At 41.0% G+C, this 20,986-nt stretch carries 23 protein-coding genes; 13 read left to right on the top strand and 10 right to left on the bottom strand.

From position 1 onward, the window contains the following. The first annotated feature begins 33 nt into the window (after window positions 1–33). From trm10 to RQ359_RS05060, 4 genes are all read left to right on the top strand, one after another. The gene (gene trm10, locus RQ359_RS05075) at window positions 34–924 is read left to right on the top strand and encodes a tRNA (adenine(9)-N1)-methyltransferase Trm10 (protein ID WP_156017658.1); all 891 of its coding nucleotides are present in this window, start codon (window positions 34–36) and stop codon (window positions 922–924) included. 60 nt (window positions 925–984) lie between these two features. Next, window positions 985–1,341: a NifB/NifX family molybdenum-iron cluster-binding protein gene (locus RQ359_RS05070; RefSeq protein ID WP_054838481.1), complete on the top strand. Its 357-nt coding sequence runs from the start codon at window positions 985–987 to the stop codon at window positions 1,339–1,341. A gap of 69 nt (window positions 1,342–1,410) precedes the next feature. Next, window positions 1,411–2,145: an ATP-binding protein gene (locus RQ359_RS05065; RefSeq protein ID WP_240900205.1), complete on the top strand. Its 735-nt coding sequence runs from the start codon at window positions 1,411–1,413 to the stop codon at window positions 2,143–2,145. 103 nt (window positions 2,146–2,248) lie between these two features. Then, complete coding sequence (locus RQ359_RS05060) at window positions 2,249–2,947, top strand: HAD family hydrolase (protein WP_156017661.1); 699 nt, start codon at window positions 2,249–2,251, stop codon at window positions 2,945–2,947. Window positions 2,948–2,974: 27 nt separating this feature from the next. On the opposite strand, the gene RQ359_RS05055 is transcribed toward RQ359_RS05060, so the two are convergent. Genes RQ359_RS05055 through RQ359_RS05040 form a run of 4 tightly spaced genes read right to left on the bottom strand, consistent with a single transcriptional unit; the run spans window position 2,975 to window position 6,621 of the window. Next, window positions 2,975–3,763: an ABC transporter ATP-binding protein gene (locus RQ359_RS05055; RefSeq protein ID WP_156017664.1), complete on the bottom strand. Its 789-nt coding sequence runs from the start codon at window positions 3,761–3,763 to the stop codon at window positions 2,975–2,977. Further along, window positions 3,760–4,614 (bottom strand): ABC transporter ATP-binding protein, encoded by an 855-nt coding sequence (locus RQ359_RS05050; RefSeq protein WP_054838443.1) that lies wholly within the window; start codon window positions 4,612–4,614, stop codon window positions 3,760–3,762. Before RQ359_RS05050 ends, RQ359_RS05055 begins: the two co-directional genes overlap by 4 nt. Beyond that, window positions 4,607–5,380, bottom strand: coding sequence for a peptide ABC transporter permease (locus RQ359_RS05045; protein ID WP_156017666.1), 774 nt, complete (start codon window positions 5,378–5,380; stop codon window positions 4,607–4,609). Before RQ359_RS05045 ends, RQ359_RS05050 begins: the two co-directional genes overlap by 8 nt. Beyond that, the gene (locus RQ359_RS05040; protein WP_156017668.1) at window positions 5,377–6,621 is read right to left on the bottom strand and encodes an ABC transporter permease subunit; all 1,245 of its coding nucleotides are present in this window, start codon (window positions 6,619–6,621) and stop codon (window positions 5,377–5,379) included. Before RQ359_RS05040 ends, RQ359_RS05045 begins: the two co-directional genes overlap by 4 nt. Before the next feature lie 84 nt (window positions 6,622–6,705). On the opposite strand from RQ359_RS05040, the gene RQ359_RS05035 reads away from it, so the two are divergent. After that, a complete protein-coding gene (locus RQ359_RS05035) occupies window positions 6,706–7,437 on the top strand; it encodes a 5-formyltetrahydrofolate cyclo-ligase (protein WP_156017670.1) in 732 nt (243 codons plus the stop codon). Further along, window positions 7,418–7,807, top strand: a complete 390-nt coding sequence (locus RQ359_RS05030) for an SRPBCC family protein (RefSeq protein WP_054838437.1) — start codon at window positions 7,418–7,420, stop codon at window positions 7,805–7,807. Before RQ359_RS05035 ends, RQ359_RS05030 begins: the two co-directional genes overlap by 20 nt. A gap of 164 nt (window positions 7,808–7,971) precedes the next feature. Here the strand turns inward: RQ359_RS05030 and RQ359_RS05025 are convergent, their stop codons facing one another. From RQ359_RS05025 to RQ359_RS05015, 3 genes are all read right to left on the bottom strand, one after another. Then, window positions 7,972–8,445 carry a hypothetical protein gene (locus RQ359_RS05025; RefSeq protein WP_054838436.1) on the bottom strand — a complete coding sequence of 158 codons (474 nt, stop codon included), beginning with the start codon at window positions 8,443–8,445 and terminating at the stop codon, window positions 7,972–7,974. Window positions 8,446–8,449: 4 nt separating this feature from the next. Further along, the gene (locus RQ359_RS05020) at window positions 8,450–8,791 is read right to left on the bottom strand and encodes a hypothetical protein (protein WP_054838435.1); all 342 of its coding nucleotides are present in this window, start codon (window positions 8,789–8,791) and stop codon (window positions 8,450–8,452) included. 75 nt (window positions 8,792–8,866) lie between these two features. Further along, on the bottom strand, window positions 8,867–10,372 hold the full coding sequence (locus RQ359_RS05015) for a 4-hydroxyphenylacetate 3-hydroxylase family protein (protein ID WP_156017672.1): 1,506 nt from the start codon (window positions 10,370–10,372) through the stop codon (window positions 8,867–8,869). A gap of 215 nt (window positions 10,373–10,587) precedes the next feature. On the opposite strand from RQ359_RS05015, the gene RQ359_RS05010 reads away from it, so the two are divergent. The 5 genes from RQ359_RS05010 (at window position 10,588) to RQ359_RS04990 (ending at window position 15,503) form a co-directional block, all read left to right on the top strand. Beyond that, entirely contained in the window at window positions 10,588–11,910 is a 1,323-nt protein-coding gene (locus RQ359_RS05010) for a glycosyltransferase family 4 protein (protein ID WP_156017674.1), read from the top strand. 252 nt (window positions 11,911–12,162) lie between these two features. After that, on the top strand, window positions 12,163–13,935 hold the full coding sequence (gene treH2 / locus RQ359_RS05005; RefSeq protein ID WP_156017676.1) for an alpha,alpha-trehalase TreH2: 1,773 nt from the start codon (window positions 12,163–12,165) through the stop codon (window positions 13,933–13,935). 46 nt (window positions 13,936–13,981) lie between these two features. Further along, the gene (locus tag RQ359_RS05000; protein ID WP_054838433.1) at window positions 13,982–14,524 is read left to right on the top strand and encodes a hypothetical protein; all 543 of its coding nucleotides are present in this window, start codon (window positions 13,982–13,984) and stop codon (window positions 14,522–14,524) included. A gap of 136 nt (window positions 14,525–14,660) precedes the next feature. Continuing rightward, window positions 14,661–15,008 (top strand): hypothetical protein, encoded by a 348-nt coding sequence (locus tag RQ359_RS04995; protein WP_156017679.1) that lies wholly within the window; start codon window positions 14,661–14,663, stop codon window positions 15,006–15,008. A 39-nt stretch (window positions 15,009–15,047) separates the two neighbouring features. Continuing rightward, a complete protein-coding gene (locus RQ359_RS04990; protein WP_054838431.1) occupies window positions 15,048–15,503 on the top strand; it encodes an alanyl-tRNA editing protein in 456 nt (151 codons plus the stop codon). Between the two features lie 291 nt (window positions 15,504–15,794). Here RQ359_RS04990 and RQ359_RS04985 read toward each other — a convergent pair whose 3' ends face one another. Genes RQ359_RS04985 through RQ359_RS04975 form a run of 3 tightly spaced genes read right to left on the bottom strand, consistent with a single transcriptional unit; the run spans window position 15,795 to window position 18,300 of the window. Beyond that, window positions 15,795–16,223, bottom strand: a complete 429-nt coding sequence (locus RQ359_RS04985) for a hypothetical protein (RefSeq protein ID WP_054838430.1) — start codon at window positions 16,221–16,223, stop codon at window positions 15,795–15,797. Between the two features lie 18 nt (window positions 16,224–16,241). Continuing rightward, entirely contained in the window at window positions 16,242–16,967 is a 726-nt protein-coding gene (locus RQ359_RS04980) for an alkaline phosphatase family protein (RefSeq protein ID WP_054838429.1), read from the bottom strand. Next, window positions 16,951–18,300: an MFS transporter gene (locus tag RQ359_RS04975; RefSeq protein WP_156017681.1), complete on the bottom strand. Its 1,350-nt coding sequence runs from the start codon at window positions 18,298–18,300 to the stop codon at window positions 16,951–16,953. Before RQ359_RS04975 ends, RQ359_RS04980 begins: the two co-directional genes overlap by 17 nt. A gap of 137 nt (window positions 18,301–18,437) precedes the next feature. Between RQ359_RS04975 and RQ359_RS04970 the strand changes: the two genes are divergently transcribed. Beyond that, the gene (locus tag RQ359_RS04970; protein ID WP_156017684.1) at window positions 18,438–20,231 is read left to right on the top strand and encodes an AMP-binding protein; all 1,794 of its coding nucleotides are present in this window, start codon (window positions 18,438–18,440) and stop codon (window positions 20,229–20,231) included. Then, on the top strand, window positions 20,228–20,977 hold the full coding sequence (locus tag RQ359_RS04965; protein WP_054838424.1) for a CoA transferase subunit A: 750 nt from the start codon (window positions 20,228–20,230) through the stop codon (window positions 20,975–20,977). The genes RQ359_RS04970 and RQ359_RS04965 overlap by 4 nt, the downstream gene beginning before the upstream one ends. Window positions 20,978–20,986: the final 9 nt, after the last annotated feature.

Genomic DNA, 20,986 nt, shown 5'->3' with positions numbered 1-20,986 from the left:
AGCTCTTTTTAAAGTGAAAAGTAAGTATAATCCATGAGCCTAGCACCGATTATGGCAGATTATTTGAAGAGAATCGGAGCTGATAACGTGCTCATTAAGGGCATAAAGAGATATGGTAACTCCATCCTTCACAGCATCATGATTAATTGTCTGGTAAACGGTTTCACCATAAAAGAAGGAAATTTCGTTGGAAGGCTCTACGACAACGAACTAGGAATAGAAATATACACGCCTAAAAGGGAAGGAGTTACCGTAAGATATGGAATCAAAAAAGGGGAATTCAACTTAGATCCTATTTTTATTCCTGCATACCCTAAGTTCGTTGTCGACATGAAACTTTGGAACTATCTAACCGATGAGGAGAGGAAGGACTTGATAAGACAAATAGGTCTATCCATTTCTGTTACAAGAAAATATTTCTGGGACGGAAACTTGGTTATAGCAAATCAACCATCTTGTCTGGATTTTATGTTGAATTACATGTTTAATGGCTTCTCCTACAAGGTTCCCAGGGAATTTAAGTTAGAGCATAACTCAGTAGTTCTGGATCCTTATGCTGAAGACGAAATAGATGAAGATTTGATTAGAAGAACGAAGGTCTTTATAATAGGCGGTATTGTAGACAAGGGAAAGAGGTTCGACCGGGCAACCGAGTACTTAACAAAGGTTTCAGGTTACCAAGAAGTGAAGAGATACAGAATAACGTTGAGGTCTTCTATAATAGGAGTTCCTGATAGGATAAATAAAATTCTAGAAATCCTCATGAAGGTAATTCACGGATCTACCCTTGAGGACGCTATAATAGAAGAACAGACTAGCTCCGAGAAATTGGCTAGAGCTAAATATGAAATCGTCAAAGGAAATAAGGACTTAAGTTGGTTGAAGATGGATGATAGACTTGTCGAGAAGCTCAAAGGAGAATAACATCTCTTATTGCAGAGTAACTTTATTTCCTTTAAAAGGGATAAAATAAAAAGCGAGAATATGGTAAAGGTAGCTATACCCGTAACCGATGGAAAGGTATCTGGACCAGGAGAAGCTGAAACCGTGAAGATATTCGAAGTGGCTGGGGAACCAAAACTTTTGGAAGAGTATCCTAACCCTGCTCTTAAAGCTATGGCAGCCAGAGGAGCCCATATGCTTAAGTCCGCTCTGGATAGGGGCGTGCAAGTTTTTATAGTAGCGGAAATGGGACCACCAGGAGTACGGCTAATTCAAGGAAAGGCTAAGGCATACATAGCAAATGAAGGGACTCCTGTAGAAGAGGCACTGAAACTTCTTAACGAAGGTAAACTTCAAGAAATAGTCAAACCTACGCATGACCATCCAAGGACTCATTGAATTACCACGTCAATTGTCTTTTAACCTTTTCTTTAGAACGTAATATGCATGGATTTAGGGACATTCTCTTTGAGTAGACAAGATATAGCAAGGAAGTGTATTGCAGTTCTGGGGATAAGGGGTTCCGGTAAGTCCAACTCGTCTAAAGTACTGATAGAGGAAGCCATTAAGGAAGGACTACCGGTTACCGTTATAGATCCCGACGCTGAATACGTGGAGTTAGTTAACTCCTTGGGAGGAGACGTACTCACAAGCAAAGATGATCCATTGTTGACTTCTTCTATTCATCATAAGCAGGGTAAAAGCTCCGTTATAGACATGAGCGATTGGGACGTGGAATCATTCGCTTTCCTTTTCAAGTACTTGACTAACCTTTGGGAACTATCTAAGGAAGAGAGGAAAGACAGAATAATAGTAGTAGAAGAAGCACATGAGTTCATACCTCAAGGAAAAGTTTCTGGGATATCCGACGTTATAACTAGACTTGCCCTCAGAGGAAGGAAGAGGGGAATAGGAATAGTCCTAATTAGTCAGAGATCAGCCAAGGTAAACAAGGACGTACTGACGCAGAGCGAGATATACCTCCTGCACAAGGTAGTTCATCCTGTAGACTTGAAAGTCTATAGGGAAATATTGCCTATGAAACCGAAGGAAGTTGACGTATTGGTGCCTTCCTTAGGTGTAGGAGAGGCCATCCTTTATATGGAAGGAAAGACACAGAAGGTAAAGTTCAGACAGAGCCCTCATCAAGGTTACGTTGTGCCCGCTTCTTCATCCCAAGTAAGAGAAGAAACCACCATTTAAATAGGAATAATTCTGTTAGTGTTGACCTTAAGGTTTAAACTTTAGATACTGTATATAGACTATTTAGAAAATGTTTATAACTAGGTTCAATTTAAGTTATTGTATGTTAAGGTCAGTTTTCGTAGATTTAGGGGAAACTTTAGTTGGATTCAGACCAAGAACTTTCGAGCTCATATCTTCAGTCTTAAAGGATTACGGCTATAGTTTGGACCCATTGCAGGTATACAGAATAATGATGAGGGTAATGGGAAAATACAACTACCCTGATGAACAAGGAAGTAACCCTTTTGACGTGGAGGAGTTCATGTATGAGCTTGGCATAGTCTCTAAGGATATAATGAAGGAAGTACAAGAAAGGGTTAAGTACGGAGATTCTCACTTCGTTTACGATGATGCAATCCCGTTTCTGGAGGCCGTTAGATCTATGGGATTAACAACGGTACTAGTATCTAACGCTACGCCCAGAGCCAGAGAGATCGTAAAGGAATACGGTTTAGATAAATATCTTGACAGTCTAATATTTTCTTGTGACGTAGGACTAATAAAGCCTAATCCTAGAATTTTTTCATTAGCAATGAAAATAGGGGGTTTTCCTGCGGTTCACGTAGGGGACATATACGAGATGGACGTAATAGGAGCTAAAAGAGCCTTCGTGACTCCTCTACTTTTGGACAGGTTTGGATTATATCCAGACGTAAAAGAAGTCAAAAAAGTCAGCAACTTAAACGATGCCCTCAAGGAAATTCAGAAAATGGTCGAAATAGAGGAAATCCAAAAGATTAAGACAATGCAGCCAGTGTAATAAAAAGAAAAATGTTTGTATCAAATATTAATCAAAAATATTATCATTTTCATTTAAGAAGTACCAACACTTAACTCTATTCTCTCCTACCCTGACTACCTTAGGTTCGTCCAAGATGCACTTAATCCTCAACTTTCTATCCTTTCTTGATAACTCACATGAGTCATGAAATGGACAACCGACGTCTGAAAACGTGATCTGATTATTGACCGGAGTTCTCTCTCCCCTGCTTCCTATTCTCAGAACTGAGTTAATTAGCGTTAAGCTGTAGGGATGATAGAACTCCTTTCCCAAGGCTTCCTCCATAAGCTTTCCACGTGCAGCTACTAGGATTTTATCGCAGAAGTCGATGTACTTAGCCGAGGATAGAAATAACAAGGAATCCGCTCCTACCTCTTTCAACACCTTGTAAGTTTGCTTTATCACAAGCGGTTTGAGAGGATCATCCACCTTAGAGAAAAGGTCTCCCACCAATGCAAGCCTTAACTCGCCTATAAGTAACGTTGAGATATAAGCTACAGCCACCTCCGAGTTGTCCATTTCTGTAAGTTTGAGTCCAGGGTTCAGCCCAGATACCTCAATAGCCCTGATTACTTGGTCTGGATTTCCCTTAACCTTATACATAACTCTTTGCAGAAAGTTCTGAAATGACACTGGAGGTTTGTCCTTAAGGTTTGAAGGAATATACCTTACTTTGGACAAGTCCACGGGCTCACCGTTGTCGTCAAAGATGTTGACCTGTTGTACAAAGTATCTCTCATTGTCCTCTCCAAGCATGCATGATATTCCTTTCACGGAAATTTTATCTATATTCATTTTTTATTCACCAATGGATATAAATTACATTTAACCTTCTTGCCCCCCAAATCTACATAAGGGGGGTTCTGAAGACATTTTGCTGAAGAAAATGGACAGGAAGAACTGAACTTACAGCCTTTTCCTAAAGGAGAAGGTCTTAGATAGCCTCCTAAGTAGGCTTGGGTGTAAGGGTGCAAAGGATAGGATAACACTTCGCTTCCCTCCTCGATCACTTCTCCCTTTAACATAACAACTACATAATCCGCCATCCTGGAGATTACTGCTGGGTCGTTATCCAGAATCACGAAAGATGAGTCAACCACAGACTCTAGATCAAGCAACGAGTTCAAGATTACGTTGACTTGAGTGTCATTGAGCCCACAGCCTATATCCTCTACGAATATCAGCTCGGGGTTCAAGAAAGAGGCTAGAGCTATAGAGGCCTTCTTAGCCTCTACAGGGTTCAGTTGAAAAGAATACTTATCCAGAACGGAAGTCTCTAAACCTAACAGTTTAATGTACTCTAGGGCTAGATCTTCAGCGTAATGTGACTGGTCTGAGTGCGATCTGACTATTTCCACAAAGTGAGATCTAATGTCATACAGCTCGCTGAACAGAACATAAGGATCTGACGGTATCTGACTAATCTTAACCCAGAGGTAAGATTTGAATTCCTCGTCTTTCAAAGCCAGAACATCAACTCCATTTAGATAAAGGCGACCCCACGATTTTACTTGTTTCATAGAAGCCTTAACTATGTATTCCTTGTTGCTGTTCTGTTCTCCTAGAATTCCAACGTTTCCATCCATTTGTCTCAATGTGAAGCAATCTATCTTTCCAGTTACCCTGAGACAGTCGAATTCAATCATTCCTCTGTGCACCGCTTACCATTAAGTAGAGTCCAATCAGGAATATGGCTCTGAAAATTGAAGGTATTAAAAATATCCACCAAGCGTAGAGGATACCGTCTAATCTTCCTGTAACCAAGATAGTAGTCAACGTTGGGAATCTGGGGTCTCCAACTCCTAAAACGCCCATCAAAGTATAGACGCTAGCTCCGTCTACCATTCCGTTGAGGAAACTTATGGTCGTGGTCTTTCTTATCTTGTACAGCGAAACCCTGAACTTCTCTATGAAAGTCTCCGAAAACTGAGGAAAGGAATATTGGGAAGGAGTAACTATCTCTCCTATTTGTCTAGCTAGAGAACCCCAGCCTGTGAAAGATATGATGAGAATTGAGAAAATTATAGGGGTTGCCAATACGAAGCCCTTAGGAACACCAAAGAATAGTGCTAGAGATAACACGAGTGGGCCGCGGGGAATTATAGTCAATGCGTCGGGAATTCTGACTAGAGCATGTTTGGGCTTTCCCCTAAGTGCACCAACTACAATTCCATAAGGTAGACCTATAAATACTTCCAAAGCTCCGACAGAGAGCGCAACTAGGATTGTGTTAAGTAGTGCTAACGCGTTCTGATTTATCATATTAGATCCGTTAATGTACGTGCCTAAAGGGTATTGAAGGGTAGGCGGCGATAGGGGTTTACCACCAGGTAGATTCACTATTGAAAATAAAGACGACACTGCTAACGATATTGAAGTGATAAGTAAACCCATGAGGAGTGTTTTGTTCATTTTCTCACCCTAACTCTTGGGTCGAAAAGACCGTATACAAGGTCCGAGATCAGATTGGATATGGCTATTATGACAGTGTATAGCAGAAAGATACCCTCCAAAACGTGATAGTCGCCGTGAACTACGGCGTTCCAACTTAAGAAACCAATCCCAGGGATGGCAAAAGTTACTTCGGTGAAGAAATCTGAGAGAAGGAACTCTGAGAATATAGACGAAATGGAGTTAAGCAAAACTACGCCTATTCTTCCAAACACGTGACGATAAAGCAGAATTTCTTCCGATAACCCTTTCATGGAATGTCTGGGGATCTCTGTAGACCTGAATTTGAAGACTACGTCATACATTCTGTTTGCAGTTATTCCTATTGTTGGAATAACGAGGGACATGACTGGAAGAATAAGGTAAGTAAAGAGTGGTGAGCCTATACCACCACTGGGAAGTATCTGAAGGCCGTAATGGAAGGCGTATATTAAAGATAAACCCAATACCCAAGAAGCCAGCGAACTACCTATGTACTTCCATTCCCTGAAAATAGTGGAAGGATTAGTGATGCTTCTCATGGCTATTGCGCTGCCTACGAAAACTGAGAAAGGCATTGCTATACTCAATAGAAGGGAAGTGTAACCTAAGGATGTAAGTAAAAGGGAGTCTACGCTAACCTGAAACTGCTGACTTATCCCCCCATTGAACGTTAAGATGTTAAACATTGAGGTAAAAATAGAATTTCCGTGAAGGACTTCTAACACTAAAATTACTGTTACCGTAATGACTATAACCACGAGGGCGTTTACTATCCTCTTCAAAGCGTAAGAGCTAAGGGATCCCGACGGACTTCTAGATTCAGCTAAAGGTCCTATTGCACGATATTGTGCCATGTAAAGTAACGTTTTAAGACCCAGAAGGGTGCCAAGGAAGACAGCGAATATGCCATAAATTGACAAATAGGCAAAAGGTTGCACGTATCCTTCTACAGAATAAACGTAAAAGGATGGCGAACTCAGCTTAACTGGAGCTATACTGGAAACGTTCTCTCTGACTCCATTCACGTAAAGAACTGGATGTGGCAAGCCGTGGGAAAGAACCGACCAGTATCTATATTGCCAGTCCGAAGGAGGAACTGCACAGTCTCCGTATCCATAGTTCACGTCCTTGTATTGATGTGAAATTATGGAAACGTAAGAGAAAAGGATTCCTGAAAAGAGAAGAGCCAAGCTAATGGCCGATAAAAGGTAAGGCTTCATATGTTTGTTGAAAGGTACACCGTGTAGAGTATAAACTTTTTCTACATTTTAGTTAGAAAAGCTACCTTATAAGGTAGAGTCAAAATGGATAAGCAACAGATAAGGGAAAAGATATGGAAAACTTTAGAAGATAATAACGTAGCGTCTTTTCCACGTCCTGTTTTCGGAAGAATTCCCAACTTCAAGGGTTCTTCTATAGCTGGAGAAAGACTATCTAGGCTGGATTTGTTCAAGAAGGCAAGGCTAGTAAAAGTAAATCCTGATTCCCCACAAACTAAGGTAAGGGAATTGGTGCTCTCTCAAGGAAAGAGATTGCTAGTACCAACTCCTAGACTAAATGGCGAGTTCTTTCTCCTCGACGGGAAGGAGGTAGATCCACGAAAGGCGTCATCAATAAAGGGAATTACATCTTTAGGGGAGAGAGTTCCCATAGAAAGCATAGATAAGGTTGACTTAGTCGTGGTAGGTTCAGTTGCAGTTACGATTAAGGGAGATAGAGTTGGAAAAGGTGAAGGTTATAGCGAACTTGAGTATGCTATAATGAGAGAGCTTGGAAAGGTAGATGAAAGAACTCCGATAGTTACCACTGTTCATGAAATGCAAATAGTTGACAGCATCCCCCGAGAACCATTTGACCTCTCCTTGGATTGGGTGATTACTCAAGAAAGGGTTATTAAGATAGATCCAGAAGGTAGAAAGCCATCAGGCTTGATCCTCAATTTACTCCCTAGAGAAAAAGTTGAGAAAACCCCTTTCCTTAAGGAATATTTAAAGCGTTACCATCCTAACTACTTCTATGGCAAGTTTTCAAGTTGAGGAAGAACTTAAGTGCGATAAAGATTCGGTAGTGAAGAAATTAAAGGACATTCAGGCAATGCCACAATACTGGAAGGGAACTAGAGAGATTAACGTATTATCAGATGATGGAAAGATAGCTGAAGCGAAAATCAGGTTCGCATTTCCGGCTTCAGGAAAAGTTAGAATAACTAGGTTAGAGAACGGAATAAGAATTGATTATCTGGAAGGACCCTTTAAGGGATATCAGGAAACCGTAGTTAAAGATGGGAAGATCGTTTCGAAATGGGATGTTAAGTTCAATTGGATGTTTAGAGCAATGGAGAAGAGGAATATAGAACACTTTAAGGAAGGCACAAAACACGCCTTACTTAGACTTCAAGGAATCTAAGTTGAACCTTAACTTAGCTCACTATATTTCTTGAAAAGATTTAGACAATAATAAATGGAAGATGATATTCTAGTTCCTACTTTGTTTCAGAAAACGAGAATTAAAAAACGTTAGCTACGCATTCGTCTTAGTATGTATATTAATATTTATATTAACTTGTTATGTCAAATTCCATTTCCCACTCTTTCCCCTTTATTTTCTTCCTTCTTGAGTTTCCTCTCGTCCACCTTTCTTTCATATTCCATGATAATCCTATAGGAAAGGGAATTCAAATCTCCATTTTCTCTCACGAAGGGGATTACCATATCCTCTTCATGAATATAAAACACGTACTCTAAATCATATCCCTTCAAGTTTCTAACTACGTATTCCAGATTCTTTTCATCGTCATAGGAATTGAATTTAGACAAAAGGCTGTCTAATGCTGGAATCAAAGACTTCATAACTTTGTAACAGCTTTCCACCTCTTCACCGTTGAGTACGTCCTTACCGTTCACTGTAACGCATGACTTATCTTTATAAGCTATTCTCCTCCCTCCTTCATGAATCTCTATTGAAATCCTGTTTCCCTCACAGTCTAAATATTCCTTGAAGAATATCCTTCCAGAGGGATCTAAGCCAGTGATGAGAATTTTCAAGTTATCACCTCATTAAGAGGAAGACGTGATATCTTATGCAGTCCATTAGACGATCATGATAATCTCCCCTTTTCATTGCGATGTAGTCAAGGACTCTATCGTCGTTCAGGAGCGTTTGAGCGTACTCCTTAGTAAAATCGCTCTTTTCAACTAAAGGAGATATATCAATTGTTATGGTGTTTATCTTCCTTCCTTTCACTAGCTCATCCAAGTACGGATTAGTATCCCTAATTAACTTAGAAATTATTTTCTCAACGTCTTCCCTGTTCATGCCTAGTTCTTTAGCTATCGCCTTCACGGGTCTGTTCTTGCATCTCCTTATTGAGACCTCCTTAACCTTATCCATGATATAAATAACGTGAAATGAGAACTTAAACCTTAACAAATTCTCGAAAAAATGAAAAAAGATGGATTAAACACGTTAAGACTCTGAAACCCTTTCAGTATCTGTCTCCCTCCACGGTTCAGGCTTCTTGGTGAAATTGGCCTCACTCTTCATTCCCGCTAACCTCTTAGCTACTTCCTCAGCATACTTGAAGTCGTAAAGTCTGTTGAACATTATCCTTTGTGCAGCAGGGCTTCCTGCTCCGTGGACTGACTCAATCATGAATGCCACTCCAAGGCTTGTGTTTTCCAGCAGTCTCGTCATCCTTAGTCTATCTTCAGCTGAATAGTCCATCATTCCTTGCATATACTTCTCTATGTAACCCCTCAGCTTGGGATTCTTCAAGTCCCATTCGCTTGGTGCTGTACCCAGCATTCCTCCTGCAATGTCAGTGGTTATCTTGGTTATCTCGGACGGGAACCTCGTAACGAGGTGTTTTGTCACGTTTGCGTGCATTGGGTTAACCCACCATGCATCGCCTACCTTGACTGCGTTAAGGCTGGCTGCGATTCCTGCTGCATACATTGTCTCAGTTAGGAAGACGGCTTCAGTTAATTTATCTTGGATATGAGATGCCTTTTCTACACCGTTCTGCTTAGCGAGGTTGGATGCTGAGCCTATTATAACGTCAGCTAAGCCAGCCTTACATCCACCGTAACCTTGTCTATGATAAGCCGAGAATATTTCTACTAGAACTCCGCTGAACTCCCAGTCACCTAACATGAAAACTCTTTCCATGGGAACGAATACATTATCGAATATGACTAAACCTTCGTGGTTATAGAAGTAAGGCAAGCCGTCTATGTCTCCTTCCTCAAAACGTCTTGCGTCGTTTAATTGCCTTCCCACAACTATCTTGACACCCTCTGTATCTAGTGGGACTGAAAACGCTACTGCATAGTCTTTGTCTTCTTTGGTCATCGCTCTTGTGGGAAGAACTATTATTTCCTCACTTGCAGCCACGCCGGTTATGTTAGCTTTAGCTCCAGAAACGTAAATTCCGTCCTTAGTTACCTCGTTAACCTTCACGTAAACATCTGGGTGAGGCTGTTCGTGGGGTTTAAGGGTTCTGATTCCCTTTGCATCGGTCATAGCTCCAGCCAGAGCTATGTCCTCCTTCTGAACATGCTTCAAGTACTCCACAAACCTTTGATAATAGTCCTTCCTACCCTTCTCTGCCATTATAGAAGTAGTTATATACAAGGTGTTGAGGGCGTCGAATCCCACGCACCTCTGGAAACAAGCTCCTACCTTATGACTTATTTTCCTAAGTAACTTTACCTTTGCAGCTAAATCCTCCGGTGATCTGTGTATATGTGTAAACCTGTTTACCTCCTCGTTTATGAAGGGGCTCCAGGCTCTTCCAAGATCCTTAGAGTCTTCCTCCCATGCCGCATCATATGTTGCCTTAAATGCCATTACAGATGGCTTCAAAAATGGATTCCTTGTTACGTCATCTACCTCCTTTCCCATTACAAATATTTCAGCCTTACTTCGATGCGAAATTGACTCTAAATATTGCTCTCCTGTTCTTAGAACCATACCGAGTATGTCTCTGATTTAAAGTTTTTAAGCTTTAGTATAATTTGACCTATTATTCGAAATAATTTTCGCCAGAAAGCTTACGAAAGCGATCTAAATGAACTAATGGAAGAATTTATACATTCCTAAATCTTCCTTCCCTTACCATGTAAATTTAGAAAAAGTGAACGCAGTAGATGTGACGCATTTTTAACGGTTAGTGCATAATTTGTATTATGAACATATCAGTAAACACACAAACACCACCAGTAAGGTTCACATTGACGTATAAGGATCTAATTGAAAAATATGGATATTTAGAATCCCCAGTGGATCTCTCCTTCTTAAGCCAGGAGGACTACCACGTGTCAGTAGGAGGAGTGTCTAAGATGATGATGAATTTACTTGAAAGAGGTAACTTCGGCAAGAAAAGATGGATCTCCCTTGGGCCTGGGTATCCTCCTGAAGTGTTAATGAATGGGATAGAAGTAAGCTTCGTTGATATGGACCCTAAGACTCTTTCCCTTTATACAAATTTTAAGGAAGGAATATACAACGAAAGCCACAACGTTTCAAGGTATACGTTAGACGGAGCTCAGTACATAGCTTACGTTGAGTATAACTGGAACTCAGCCAAGAAACTATTACAATACTACAACGACACTGACGTGTTCTTCATCAACGATTTTCAACAGCTATTAGTAGGAGGAATAATAGGACCGTCGGCTCCAGCAATCCTCTGGTATCATATACCATTCGTCCCAGAGAACATATCTCCAAAGCTGAGAGAATTCCTATTGAGATCCTTTGAAGGTTTCGACACTGTGATCATGAGCACTAAGAGGGACCTTGAGGGTTTAATTAGAAGCGGGGCTAAAGTTAGGGCTAAGCAGATCTATCCTTTCATTGATCCTAACTCATATCTAAGGCCAAGCAGAGAATGTAAAAGTAGGGTCATGGACAAGTTTGGAATTTCTGAGAACGATAAGATTATCCTAGTTGTTGCCAGAATGGACCCAATGAAAAGCCAAGACTTGGCAATACAAGCCATAGCTAAGGTGCCTAATGCAAAGTTGGTATTAGCAGGAAATGGCAGCTTCACAAGCAGGACCTTAGGAAACAACAAGGCTGGAATCTGGGCTAGAAAACTAAAAGGGCTAGCTAAAGACCTTCATGTGGATGATAGAGTAATCTTCACGGGCTACGTAAACGATGATGAGCTTAACGCACTTTATGAAATTGCAGATGTAGTTCTATTACCCTCTAGGCTTGAGGGTTTTGGTCTAGTTGTAATAGAGGGTTGGGTCTTCGAGAAACCAGTAGTCGTAAGTAAAGGTGCAGGTGCTAGTGAGCTTGTAATAGAGGGAGGAAACGGATATACGTTCAATCCAAATAACGTTGACGAGTTGGCAGAGAAAATTAAGGAGGCACTTAAAAATGATAAAATAGGTGTTCTAGGGAAAGAAACGGCTAAAAAGTGTTTCGTCGAGAACGTGATACCAGACGTTAAGTCAGTTTTTCAAGAAGCTTTAGATGAATACAGAAAGGAGATACAATAAATAAAAATATAATAAGAATATATATACGCAATATATGCATATAAAAAGAGATGTATATCTTTTCTTTTTATTTCTATTTAATTAAAATACGTTTTCCTTTAGTCCCCCACTTAGCAGATTTATATATTGAACAAGTGTTAGCGTCGTTTTCTAACATGTTTCGATCAATGTTCCGCTTTTTGGCAAGCATTCCACGAGATGATACCTTGTCTAAGAATGATTTAAAAACCCAAGAAAAATCCGAATACCTAGATGTCGGAGAAAGATATTACAGGGAAAAGAAAGAAATACTATGCATTCATAGCTAATGGCTTTACCACAGCCCTTGAAAGCGAGGGAAATATCGTTTGGTTTCCCACTCCTAGAATTGACTCGCCATCAATTTTCTCTCACATAATAGACGACGAAAAGGGAGGATATTTCTCCATAAAGCCCAAGGGATCCTACGTTCATGCTCAGAAATACCTAGACAGAAGCCTCATATTAGTTAACGTTTTCTCAACCGATAAAGGGAACATTAAGATCGTTGATTTCTTGCCTCTGTCCCTGACTGGGATTATAAGGATTTTCGAGTCTGACGTTGAATTCGACGTGGAGATAAAGCCTGTATTCAACTATGGTTTAATTAATCCTGGTATTGACGTAGTGGAGAACGGTATAGTTTTCAAGAACCCTCAATCAAATGAAGGAGTAGAACTTCTAGTACAAGGTAATTACGAGATTGAAGATGGATACAAGATACACATAAGACCTGGGAAAGGTTACTTGTACCTTCTCCACTCTAAGGATTTAAGGTATGGTTTGTTCAGCCGTAAGGGGTTTGTGTATTCTCAGCCATATGACGCTCTAAATAAAACCCTGAACTATTGGAGGAGTCAGATCCTAAGAACTAGAAAGGTCAGCTTCTTGGAGGAGCTTTACAATGTTTCCCTTCTCATTATATTGGGATTAACGTACCTACCCTCAGGAGGCCTTGTGGCAGCACCTACAACTTCATTGCCAGAAATAGTAGGTGGAGATAGAAATTGGGATTACAGATACGTTTGGGTGAGGGATGCCTCTTATGGAGCTGAAGCCTTAATCAAAGCTGGGTTGTTTACCAAAGCCAGAGGAGTATTGCGTTTTCTGTCTTCTGTTGTAGATCCCTCATCGAAGAGCTTCGATCATCCATTATATACAGTCGATGGTACGATGCCTCCAGCTGAAGAGGAACTAACATGGCTGAAGGGACATAAACTCTCCAAGCCGGTAAGAATAGGTAACGCAGCATATCTTCAAGTTCAGACAGATGTTGAAGGGGCTTTCATGGACTCCCTTTACCAATACATGAAGGCAACGGGACAAAAGGAATATGTTGAGGACATCTGGTGGATAATTGAATCAATTGCTGAATGGGTAATGAAGAGCTGGGAGACTAAGAGCACCGATATCTGGGAACAAAGAGGAGTTCTTGAACATTTCGTACATAGTAAGGTAATGAACTGGGTGGCGTTAGATAGAGCATCTAAAATGGCTGAAGAATTGGGGCACAACTTCAAGGAATGGAGGGACGAAGCTCAGAAGATAAAGGAAGATGTGATGAATAACGGAGTGACGTCAGGCCACTTCTCTAGGTATTACGGCAGCGAGGATGTAGATGCTGCATTGTTGACGCTTCCAATATATGGCTTCATAGATGCTAAACACAACATTTTCAAGAACACCTTTAAAAAGATACTAGACGATTTAGTGGTGGAGAAGGATCTGCTTCTCAGGTATAGAAGCGACTTCATGGGAGAAGTTGCACATCCGTTCACTTTAACCTCAACTTGGCTTGCCAGAGTTTACATAAGAATGGGAATGATGGAAGACGCTAAGAGAGTTCTGCTTAATCTAGCTTCATGTTCAACCGATCTTTACCTCATCGCAGAACACGTAGATGCATCACTTTGTGACCCACGTGGCAATTATCCACAGCTATTCCCTCATGCTGGAGTAGTTAGCGCCATAACTGAACTTGAAGAGATAAACGGATACTCGAGTTAGCTACGTCTTAACTAAGTAATAAAAAAGTGTTCACACAGATTCAGCTGTGAACAGAGTAAGGCAGTTGACTCGGGAGGCTATCGAAGAAATAGAAAAATACAACTCGTGCCAATCAGCTTATTACATTCTCAAGACGTTGGAGGAGGGTTCAGAGAGCCTTTGTAAAGAAAAGGAGCTGAAATACGATTATACGATAGATAACCTGATTACGGTTTCTCTTTACATCTATGATGAAGTAACTAAAGCTAGACTTTTCGTAACTTCCTTTCTAATATACGACGTCTTAGCCAAGAACTACGTGTTACAAAATCCCCTCTTTTACTTTAGATGGAACAAGAGATACTTCGTGTATAGCCCTAGGATAGATTCGCATCTTTCTTATCTATCTAGAGAGGGATTCGTGAAGGCAAGAAAGAAGTTTTCCCTCACTGAGTATGGGAAAAAGGAAGGTGAATCACTCATATCTACTCTAAACAAAGAAACGCTCAGTAAGATCGAAGAGTACGTATCTACCCTAAAGTCCATGGATACCATGAAGGAAACCAAGATCTTCCTTAAGAAACACTTGATGGGCTATAGAGACAGATAACACACACGTAGAGAGACAAAATAGAAAAGGGAGAAGAAGGAAAGATGAGGGAAAATTGAATCATTGATTCTATGTAAGTCCTCCCTATTCCTCTTTTTTACTCAATATTTAAAACCAGTCTCTACGAGTTAATCTAATGGAAAACTACTTCGATGTAGTATCATACCTAAATGAGGGTAGAATAGAAGAGGCAGGTAAAAAGATCATAGAAATCGCTAAGGACGTTGAGGACGAAGACGTTAGAACCGTGATATCTGAAATAGAGAAAGAGATAATGGATTCTAGGCATAACAGTGATACGTTCATTTCGTATTCTCCTTATACAGATCAAATTACGCAGGCTACGAGAGCCATGCAGAAGTGTAGAGAAGAGAGAATGAAGTACCTAATACTACACGGACTTTACCTCTTAACTAAGGGAAATAGGATCATCCTTGATATGATTAAGTTAACCGCCCAAGTAAAGCCAAGGACGTATTTATAGGAAAAAGGATATTTTCCGATTCTTAGCTATTTCTTTCCTATGGACGACATAGAGATAAGGACACACACTGCTCTTCACGTTGTTAAGGGAGCAGTTAGGAAAGTCTTGGGGGCTAAATGGACAGCCTCAACTTGGGTTTCAAAGGGACATGGAAGGATTACCATTCAGCTCTTCAACAAGCCCGGTGAGAGCGATATGAAGGAAATATTCAGGCTGGCCAATGAAAAAATAGTAGAAGGAGTACCGGTCAAGATGGAAGTATTACCTAGAGAGGAAGCAGAGAAGAAATATGGGGATGAAATTTACGATCTATTCCCTATTCCAGCTGAAGTTAAGGAGTTAAAGATAGTTATAATTGAAGGTTGGAATATTAATGCTTGCAATAAACCACATACTTCTACCACTGCGGAAATTGGGGAAATTGAAATGTGCGACTGGAGGTTCAGGAGAGTTAAAAACCTACTTGAAGTTTCGTTTAACCTAAAGAAAATTTGATCAGCCCTTGTAAGCTAAATCACCGCTCTTCGACGGCTCCGTCATCACTATTAGCCATATAAATGACTGACGTGTTATGCCTTCTTTCCGTTATTATTAATTGCTATTTATTTTTATTGTGCGTAATATCGATCTTCATTATAGTATAATCAAGGTAATGAGCAAGTTTAGTTAACGTTTACCTTTAGAGGTTAGCGTTAAGGTGAGAGCTGAATCTTTCTATATTTAAAGAAGTTTTGACTAGAAGAGTTTTATGGCTAGAAAACAAGAAGAGTTTATAAAACATTTAGATTAAAAAGAAGATGGAATAGACAAAACATTCCTAGCTGTGAAGAAAAAATATGATCCATTACCTTTAATGATAATTGTGAAAAAGAAATCAAATAAAAAAGGGTTTACGTCAGCTTTAAAAATACATAATGGTATTTCGAGCTCCTCCCTGCTGTATCCCCCATGGTTTCCTTTATATTCCAGTGATTCGTCCACCCAATAGTTTAACGTAATTCTTCCTCGGGGAACCACTGCGTAATCTGGAACTTGTCCTCCTCCAGCATAAATCGACAATAAATCTCTCGTCAAAACTGTTGCGTTGTATTTCCTAAAGACCTCGCTTACATCGTATCTGGATACTATCATTAAGTTTCTGTTATCACCAAAGGGAGGGACCTCAACTTTCTCCAGCAGCTCAAGGTCTTTAGAAATGTCTAAGTTCTTTTCCACGTCTATTTGTCCGTGGTCCTAGGTTATCACCACCGTGAATCCTTGGGACTTACCTATATCTACTGCTTTCTTGACTATTTTCGATACTTCCCTTACAGCTTCGGCGGTCTCGAGGGAACTAGGACCGTAATGATGGGATACCGTATCTACGTATGGGATGTAAAAAAGGGAAAACCTCTTTCCTTTCAGCGATGACATCAATGTGGACAAGGAATCGTATGGAGTGTAGTAATTTCTGACCTCAGCCCCTGTGAGCTTGGAGAGTAGGAGCTTGGAAGATCCTGCAAATGGAGTTACGAATATGCTTTCATTCCTCCTCAAGAAAGAGGAAGGCATGTCGAAGTCAATGTTTTCATCCCTTCTAAGAGACGATAGAAGATCAACTATCCTTCCTTTCCTTTTATCATAGATCTTCCATCCTAATATTCCGTGCTCTCCAGGGGATTCGGCTGTAATTAGGGTTGTTATAGCCGTGATTGTTATGGTGGGGAAAACGCTCCTTATCTTCTGACAGCCTTCTATTCCGGTCTCCTTGAAAAGGTTCCATCCCAAGCCATCGGTTAGAATGAGTAGGACCTTGTCCCCATTTACTAGTTTTCCTTCAGCTCCGTACAGAGAATTCCTCACGTCCTTAGCTACATCAGTGAGGGAAGTTAGCCTTAGCAAATCCTCTGGGAAAAAATCCTCCTGTTTTTCTTCATCTAAATTTTCTTTGCCATCATATTTTTTAACTTGAGACTCCATTTTTCTCTTCACCTCTGCTTTCCTCAGAGATCACCTCCAAACTCCTCTTGGCCGGCTCCCTAAGATTTAGAGTAATCAATGCAGCTATGAAACTCAGAATTGCAGTGAAAATCATAGTTACGGATAAGCCTACCGAGAATAGGTAAGCATAAAGGAAAGCTGAAAGTATGGCACCTGACCTTCCTGCAATTACAGTGATCATTTGTGTTAATCCCCTAATCTTGGTTGGAAAAAGCTCGACACCCCAGAATCCTACAGCCGTTCCAGGACCAATCTGGCTGAAGAAGTTCTCCATCCCAAGTAGTGATAAGGCTATGATAACCATTGTGAGGTCCAATGACTTGAAGCCTTCGTTAAACAAGGTGCCTAGGACTAGAGCCGAAGCTCCCATGATAGCGAAACCTAAGGTTTGATTAATCCTTCTACCAGTCCTATCAACCAGATACATCGCTACTAAGGCTCCGGGTATGGTGAAAGATGCATACATGATAGCTGAGAATTCTGGAGGTGTAAAGCCTAAGGTCTCACCTATTTCCGTAGGAGAGAAAAAGCCTAATCCGTAAGCTATTACATCGAAGAGGAACCATGTCAAAGAAGTTAAAACTAACATCTTCATCATTCTTTTCATATAAGTCGAGATGGGAGTGCCGTCAGCAATTGAGACCTCTAAACCATAATCCCTCTTCATGGCTTCCTTATCTCCCTTCAGAAGAGCCAGGAACCTTGGCGTCTCGGGTAACCTTCTTCTAGCTAACAACACCGAAAGGGCTGGAATTGCACCCATCCCCATTGCTACCCTCCATAAAAGTTGAGGAGGAAGAAAGATGGAGAGCGTTATTGAAACTATGGCTAACGATAGTGCTCCAAGGTCCCAACTCAGACCTCCACTGAATGTTAAAAGTTTCCCCCGGTCGTTCCTGTTCGAATACTCTGCAACAATGAGGGGAGATATTACGTAGTCTGCACCTACTCCAATGCCCAGAATAAACCTTGATAAAATCAAGAAGTAAATGCTAGGAGATAGTGCCTCCATTATGGCACCGATAGCCATCAGCCCGACGTCTATCCCGTAGAATCTTTTCCTCCCTCTGTTTACCAAGGGACCGAAAATTAAGGCACCTACAAAGTTACCTATGATCACACTAGAGAGGATTAATGACGACGCCGAAGATAACACTGCTATATGAAACGTCTCCGCTATGGCGAAGAGAAGTATAGACGCACTTGACAGATCCCATCCATCCGTGAATTGTCCCATCCCGCCCACAACAGCGGTTCTCCAATGGAATGAATTAAGCTTCTTTGAATCAAGAGGATCTAAAGGTGATCTCATCTCAGAATTAGTACTTATTATAATATTATAAAAATTTAATATAGAAAATATATATTCAAAAAGATGCTAGATAAATATATAGAGGGTAAATAGAGAAGAGGGCTCATTTTTATTTTCTGAATAGTCGAAAGTAAACCATGAAAGAGCTATCACTAGAGGAATATAGGGCTCTGTGGAAGAAAAGCATAGACGACCCTGAAGGGTTCTGGTTGCCAATTTCAAGGGAGCTGAAATGGATAAGGGGGCCCTCAAGGGCTTTATCATACATTTCCCCTTCTTCTTACACTTGGTTTCCTGGAGGAAGAATAAACATAGCAGAGAATTCTCTAAGATGTGGAGATAAAATAGCAATAACATGGTACGGTGAAGAGGAAGGACCTAGAAAGATCTCTTACAACCAGTTGAGGGATATGACCTTAAGGATAGCAAATGGATTAAGAGATTTAAAGTCTGGGGATAGGGTCATGATCTACATGCCTATGATACCAGAGGCAGGTGCAGCTATGTTAGCATCGTCTTGGCTAGGACTTATTCACTCCGTTGTATTTTCAGGCTTTGGCGTAGGCGCTTTGAGAACTAGAATAGAGGATGCTAAACCGTCTGTTATCATTACCTCTGAATATACAGTTAGGAGGGGTAAAAGGATTCCTCTGAAAGAGATTGCAGAGGAAGCAGTAAAGGGAACAAACGTTAAGTTGATAACGCTAGGTAGAGGGAGCATTCCCTTCGAGAGGGAAAACTTAGATCCGTATCCTTCTCGCTCCGAGGATCCCCTCTTCATCCTCTACACGTCTGGAACTACCGGCAAACCTAAGGGCGTCGTTCATAACGTCGGGTCTTACTCGGTCTGGGCGTACGCTCACGTTAGATGGCTATTCAACTTACAGGAAGGAGCATTCTTATCCACTTCAGATATAGGCTGGATAAATGGACATTCTTACAGCCTTTACGGGTCTCTCCTTAATGGTGGAAACGTAGTATGGTACGAGGGTGCCCCTGATTTCCCAAGCTATGAAAGACTCTGGGAAATCATGGAAAAAGAGAGGGTTAAGTTCCTATGGACTGCACCGACTCTCGTTAGACTTCTAATGAAGAACGGCGAAATTAAGGGAAGCTATGACTTGAAATTAAAGATAGTAGTGACTGCAGGCGAGCTCTTAGGTAGCGACGCTTATGATTGGTTAGTGAGAAACACAAACGCTGAGAAAGTCTTTGAAGTTTGGGGACAAACTGAAAACAGCGGCTACATTGCCTCCTCTGGAGGAGAAATCCTTGGATTACTTCCCATAAAGAAGGGATCAGTAGGTCTCCCTCTACCTTCTATAGATGTCTCAGTTGTGGACGAAGAAGGAAATCCTCTGCCCCCAGGAAAGCCAGGTTACGTCATAGTTAAGAGTCCTTCTCCTGCATTTATGACCACCTTGTGGAATGATAGGGAGAGGTATTTAGCTTACTATAAGAAGTTCGGTTACTATAACACGGGAGATTTCGGTTACATAGACGAGGATGGTTACCTTTACATTTTAGGTAGATCTGATGACGTAATAAAGGTTGCAGGTCACAGAATAGGCGTGGCAGAGGTAGAGGAAAGTTGTCACATTCCGGAAGTAGCGGAGGTTGCTGCTGTTGATGTTCCAGATCAATTGAAAGGAAGCAGAATCATAATCTACGTAGTCCCTAAGGAAGGAGTAAAGGATGTGACCCTTTTGAGAGAAAAAGTAAAGGAAAACCTGAGGCAGAGAATGGGTCCAATCGCTGATGTAAAAGACGTTATGGTGGTAAGCAAATTACCTCATACTAGAACAGGGAAAGTATTGAGGAGGTTACTCAGGGAAGCTTACATGGGAAATATTTCAGGTGACGTGAGCACGATTGAGGATGAATCTGCTTTAGAGGAAATTAAGAAGGCTATAAAGGGTGATTATTCATGATAGTGTCTCTTGAAGAAGCAGTTTCGACAATAAGAGACGGTGACCTAATCACAATAAGCGGCATATCATTCCACAGAAATCCCATGGCTTTTATCTATAGTTTAATTAAAAGGAGCGACATTAGGTTGTCCTTCGTAGATAGGGAACCCGGCTTCGGTCTCGAAATCTTGCTTAAGCATCATATGTTGAGGCAAGTGAGGGCTCCAATGGTTACGCTTGAATGGTTAGGAATTCCACCATACTTTAGAAAGGCAGTAGAAAACGGAGAAATAGACTACCTTGAGGACACTTGTGGGGCTTTCATAGCAGGAATAAGGGCTGGGTCCCACGGGATACCTTTCATGCCAGTTAAGGGAGTTCTCGGCTCGGATCTAGTTAAGCTTCACGAGGAAAGAGGGTCATGGAGGAGAGTAAACGATCCTTTCACCAACAAGGAAATATTGTTAGTTAGAGCTATAGAGCCTGACGTTGCAATTATACATGTTCATAAGGCTGATGAAGAAGGAAATTCAGAGATACTTGGACCTCTTTACGAGGACATATACAAGGCAAAAGCTGCTAAGAAGGTAATAATAACTGCAGAGGAGATAGTACCTAGATCGTATTTCCGTGGAAAGAGACCTTCAATAAACGGAGAGTTCGTGACCTACGTGGTTCACACTCCTAGAGGTGCTGAACCAACTAGTATGTTCGGAATTTACGACGTAGACTGGGAAAGAGTGTTGGATGAAATAGATCTTCCTTGAGAAGACTCC

Source organism: Sulfuracidifex metallicus DSM 6482 = JCM 9184 (genome assembly GCA_032834875.1).
GTDB classification, from domain to species: Archaea; Thermoproteota; Thermoprotei_A; order Sulfolobales; family Sulfolobaceae; genus Sulfuracidifex; species Sulfuracidifex metallicus.
Note: the sequence above shows the minus strand (reverse complement) of the source record. Positions and strands in the feature narration are given on the sequence as shown.

Excerpts from the sequence above, each read along its gene's own strand:
- RQ359_RS04965 (WP_054838424.1), top strand. The coding sequence starts at position 20,228 with ATGATAGTGTCTCTTGAAGAAGCAGTTTCGACAATAAGAGACGGTGAC.
- RQ359_RS05010 (WP_156017674.1), top strand. The coding sequence starts at position 10,588 with ATGAACATATCAGTAAACACACAAACACCACCAGTAAGGTTCACATTG.
- RQ359_RS04995 (WP_156017679.1), top strand. The coding sequence starts at position 14,661 with ATGGAAAACTACTTCGATGTAGTATCATACCTAAATGAGGGTAGAATA.
- RQ359_RS04975 (WP_156017681.1), bottom strand. The coding sequence starts at position 18,300 with ATGAGATCACCTTTAGATCCTCTTGATTCAAAGAAGCTTAATTCATTC.
- RQ359_RS05030 (WP_054838437.1), top strand. The coding sequence starts at position 7,418 with ATGGCAAGTTTTCAAGTTGAGGAAGAACTTAAGTGCGATAAAGATTCG.
- RQ359_RS05070 (WP_054838481.1), top strand. The coding sequence starts at position 985 with ATGGTAAAGGTAGCTATACCCGTAACCGATGGAAAGGTATCTGGACCA.
- RQ359_RS05035 (WP_156017670.1), top strand. The coding sequence starts at position 6,706 with ATGGATAAGCAACAGATAAGGGAAAAGATATGGAAAACTTTAGAAGAT.
- RQ359_RS05040 (WP_156017668.1), bottom strand. The coding sequence starts at position 6,621 with ATGAAGCCTTACCTTTTATCGGCCATTAGCTTGGCTCTTCTCTTTTCA.
- RQ359_RS05060 (WP_156017661.1), top strand. The coding sequence starts at position 2,249 with ATGTTAAGGTCAGTTTTCGTAGATTTAGGGGAAACTTTAGTTGGATTC.
- RQ359_RS05015 (WP_156017672.1), bottom strand. The coding sequence starts at position 10,372 with ATGGTTCTAAGAACAGGAGAGCAATATTTAGAGTCAATTTCGCATCGA.
- RQ359_RS04990 (WP_054838431.1), top strand. The coding sequence starts at position 15,048 with ATGGACGACATAGAGATAAGGACACACACTGCTCTTCACGTTGTTAAG.
- RQ359_RS04970 (WP_156017684.1), top strand. The coding sequence starts at position 18,438 with ATGAAAGAGCTATCACTAGAGGAATATAGGGCTCTGTGGAAGAAAAGC.
- RQ359_RS05020 (WP_054838435.1), bottom strand. The coding sequence starts at position 8,791 with ATGGATAAGGTTAAGGAGGTCTCAATAAGGAGATGCAAGAACAGACCC.
- treH2 (WP_156017676.1), top strand. The coding sequence starts at position 12,163 with ATGTCGGAGAAAGATATTACAGGGAAAAGAAAGAAATACTATGCATTC.
- RQ359_RS05045 (WP_156017666.1), bottom strand. The coding sequence starts at position 5,380 with ATGAACAAAACACTCCTCATGGGTTTACTTATCACTTCAATATCGTTA.
- RQ359_RS05050 (WP_054838443.1), bottom strand. The coding sequence starts at position 4,614 with ATGATTGAATTCGACTGTCTCAGGGTAACTGGAAAGATAGATTGCTTC.
- trm10 (WP_156017658.1), top strand. The coding sequence starts at position 34 with ATGAGCCTAGCACCGATTATGGCAGATTATTTGAAGAGAATCGGAGCT.
- RQ359_RS05055 (WP_156017664.1), bottom strand. The coding sequence starts at position 3,763 with ATGAATATAGATAAAATTTCCGTGAAAGGAATATCATGCATGCTTGGA.
- RQ359_RS04980 (WP_054838429.1), bottom strand. The coding sequence starts at position 16,967 with ATGGAGTCTCAAGTTAAAAAATATGATGGCAAAGAAAATTTAGATGAA.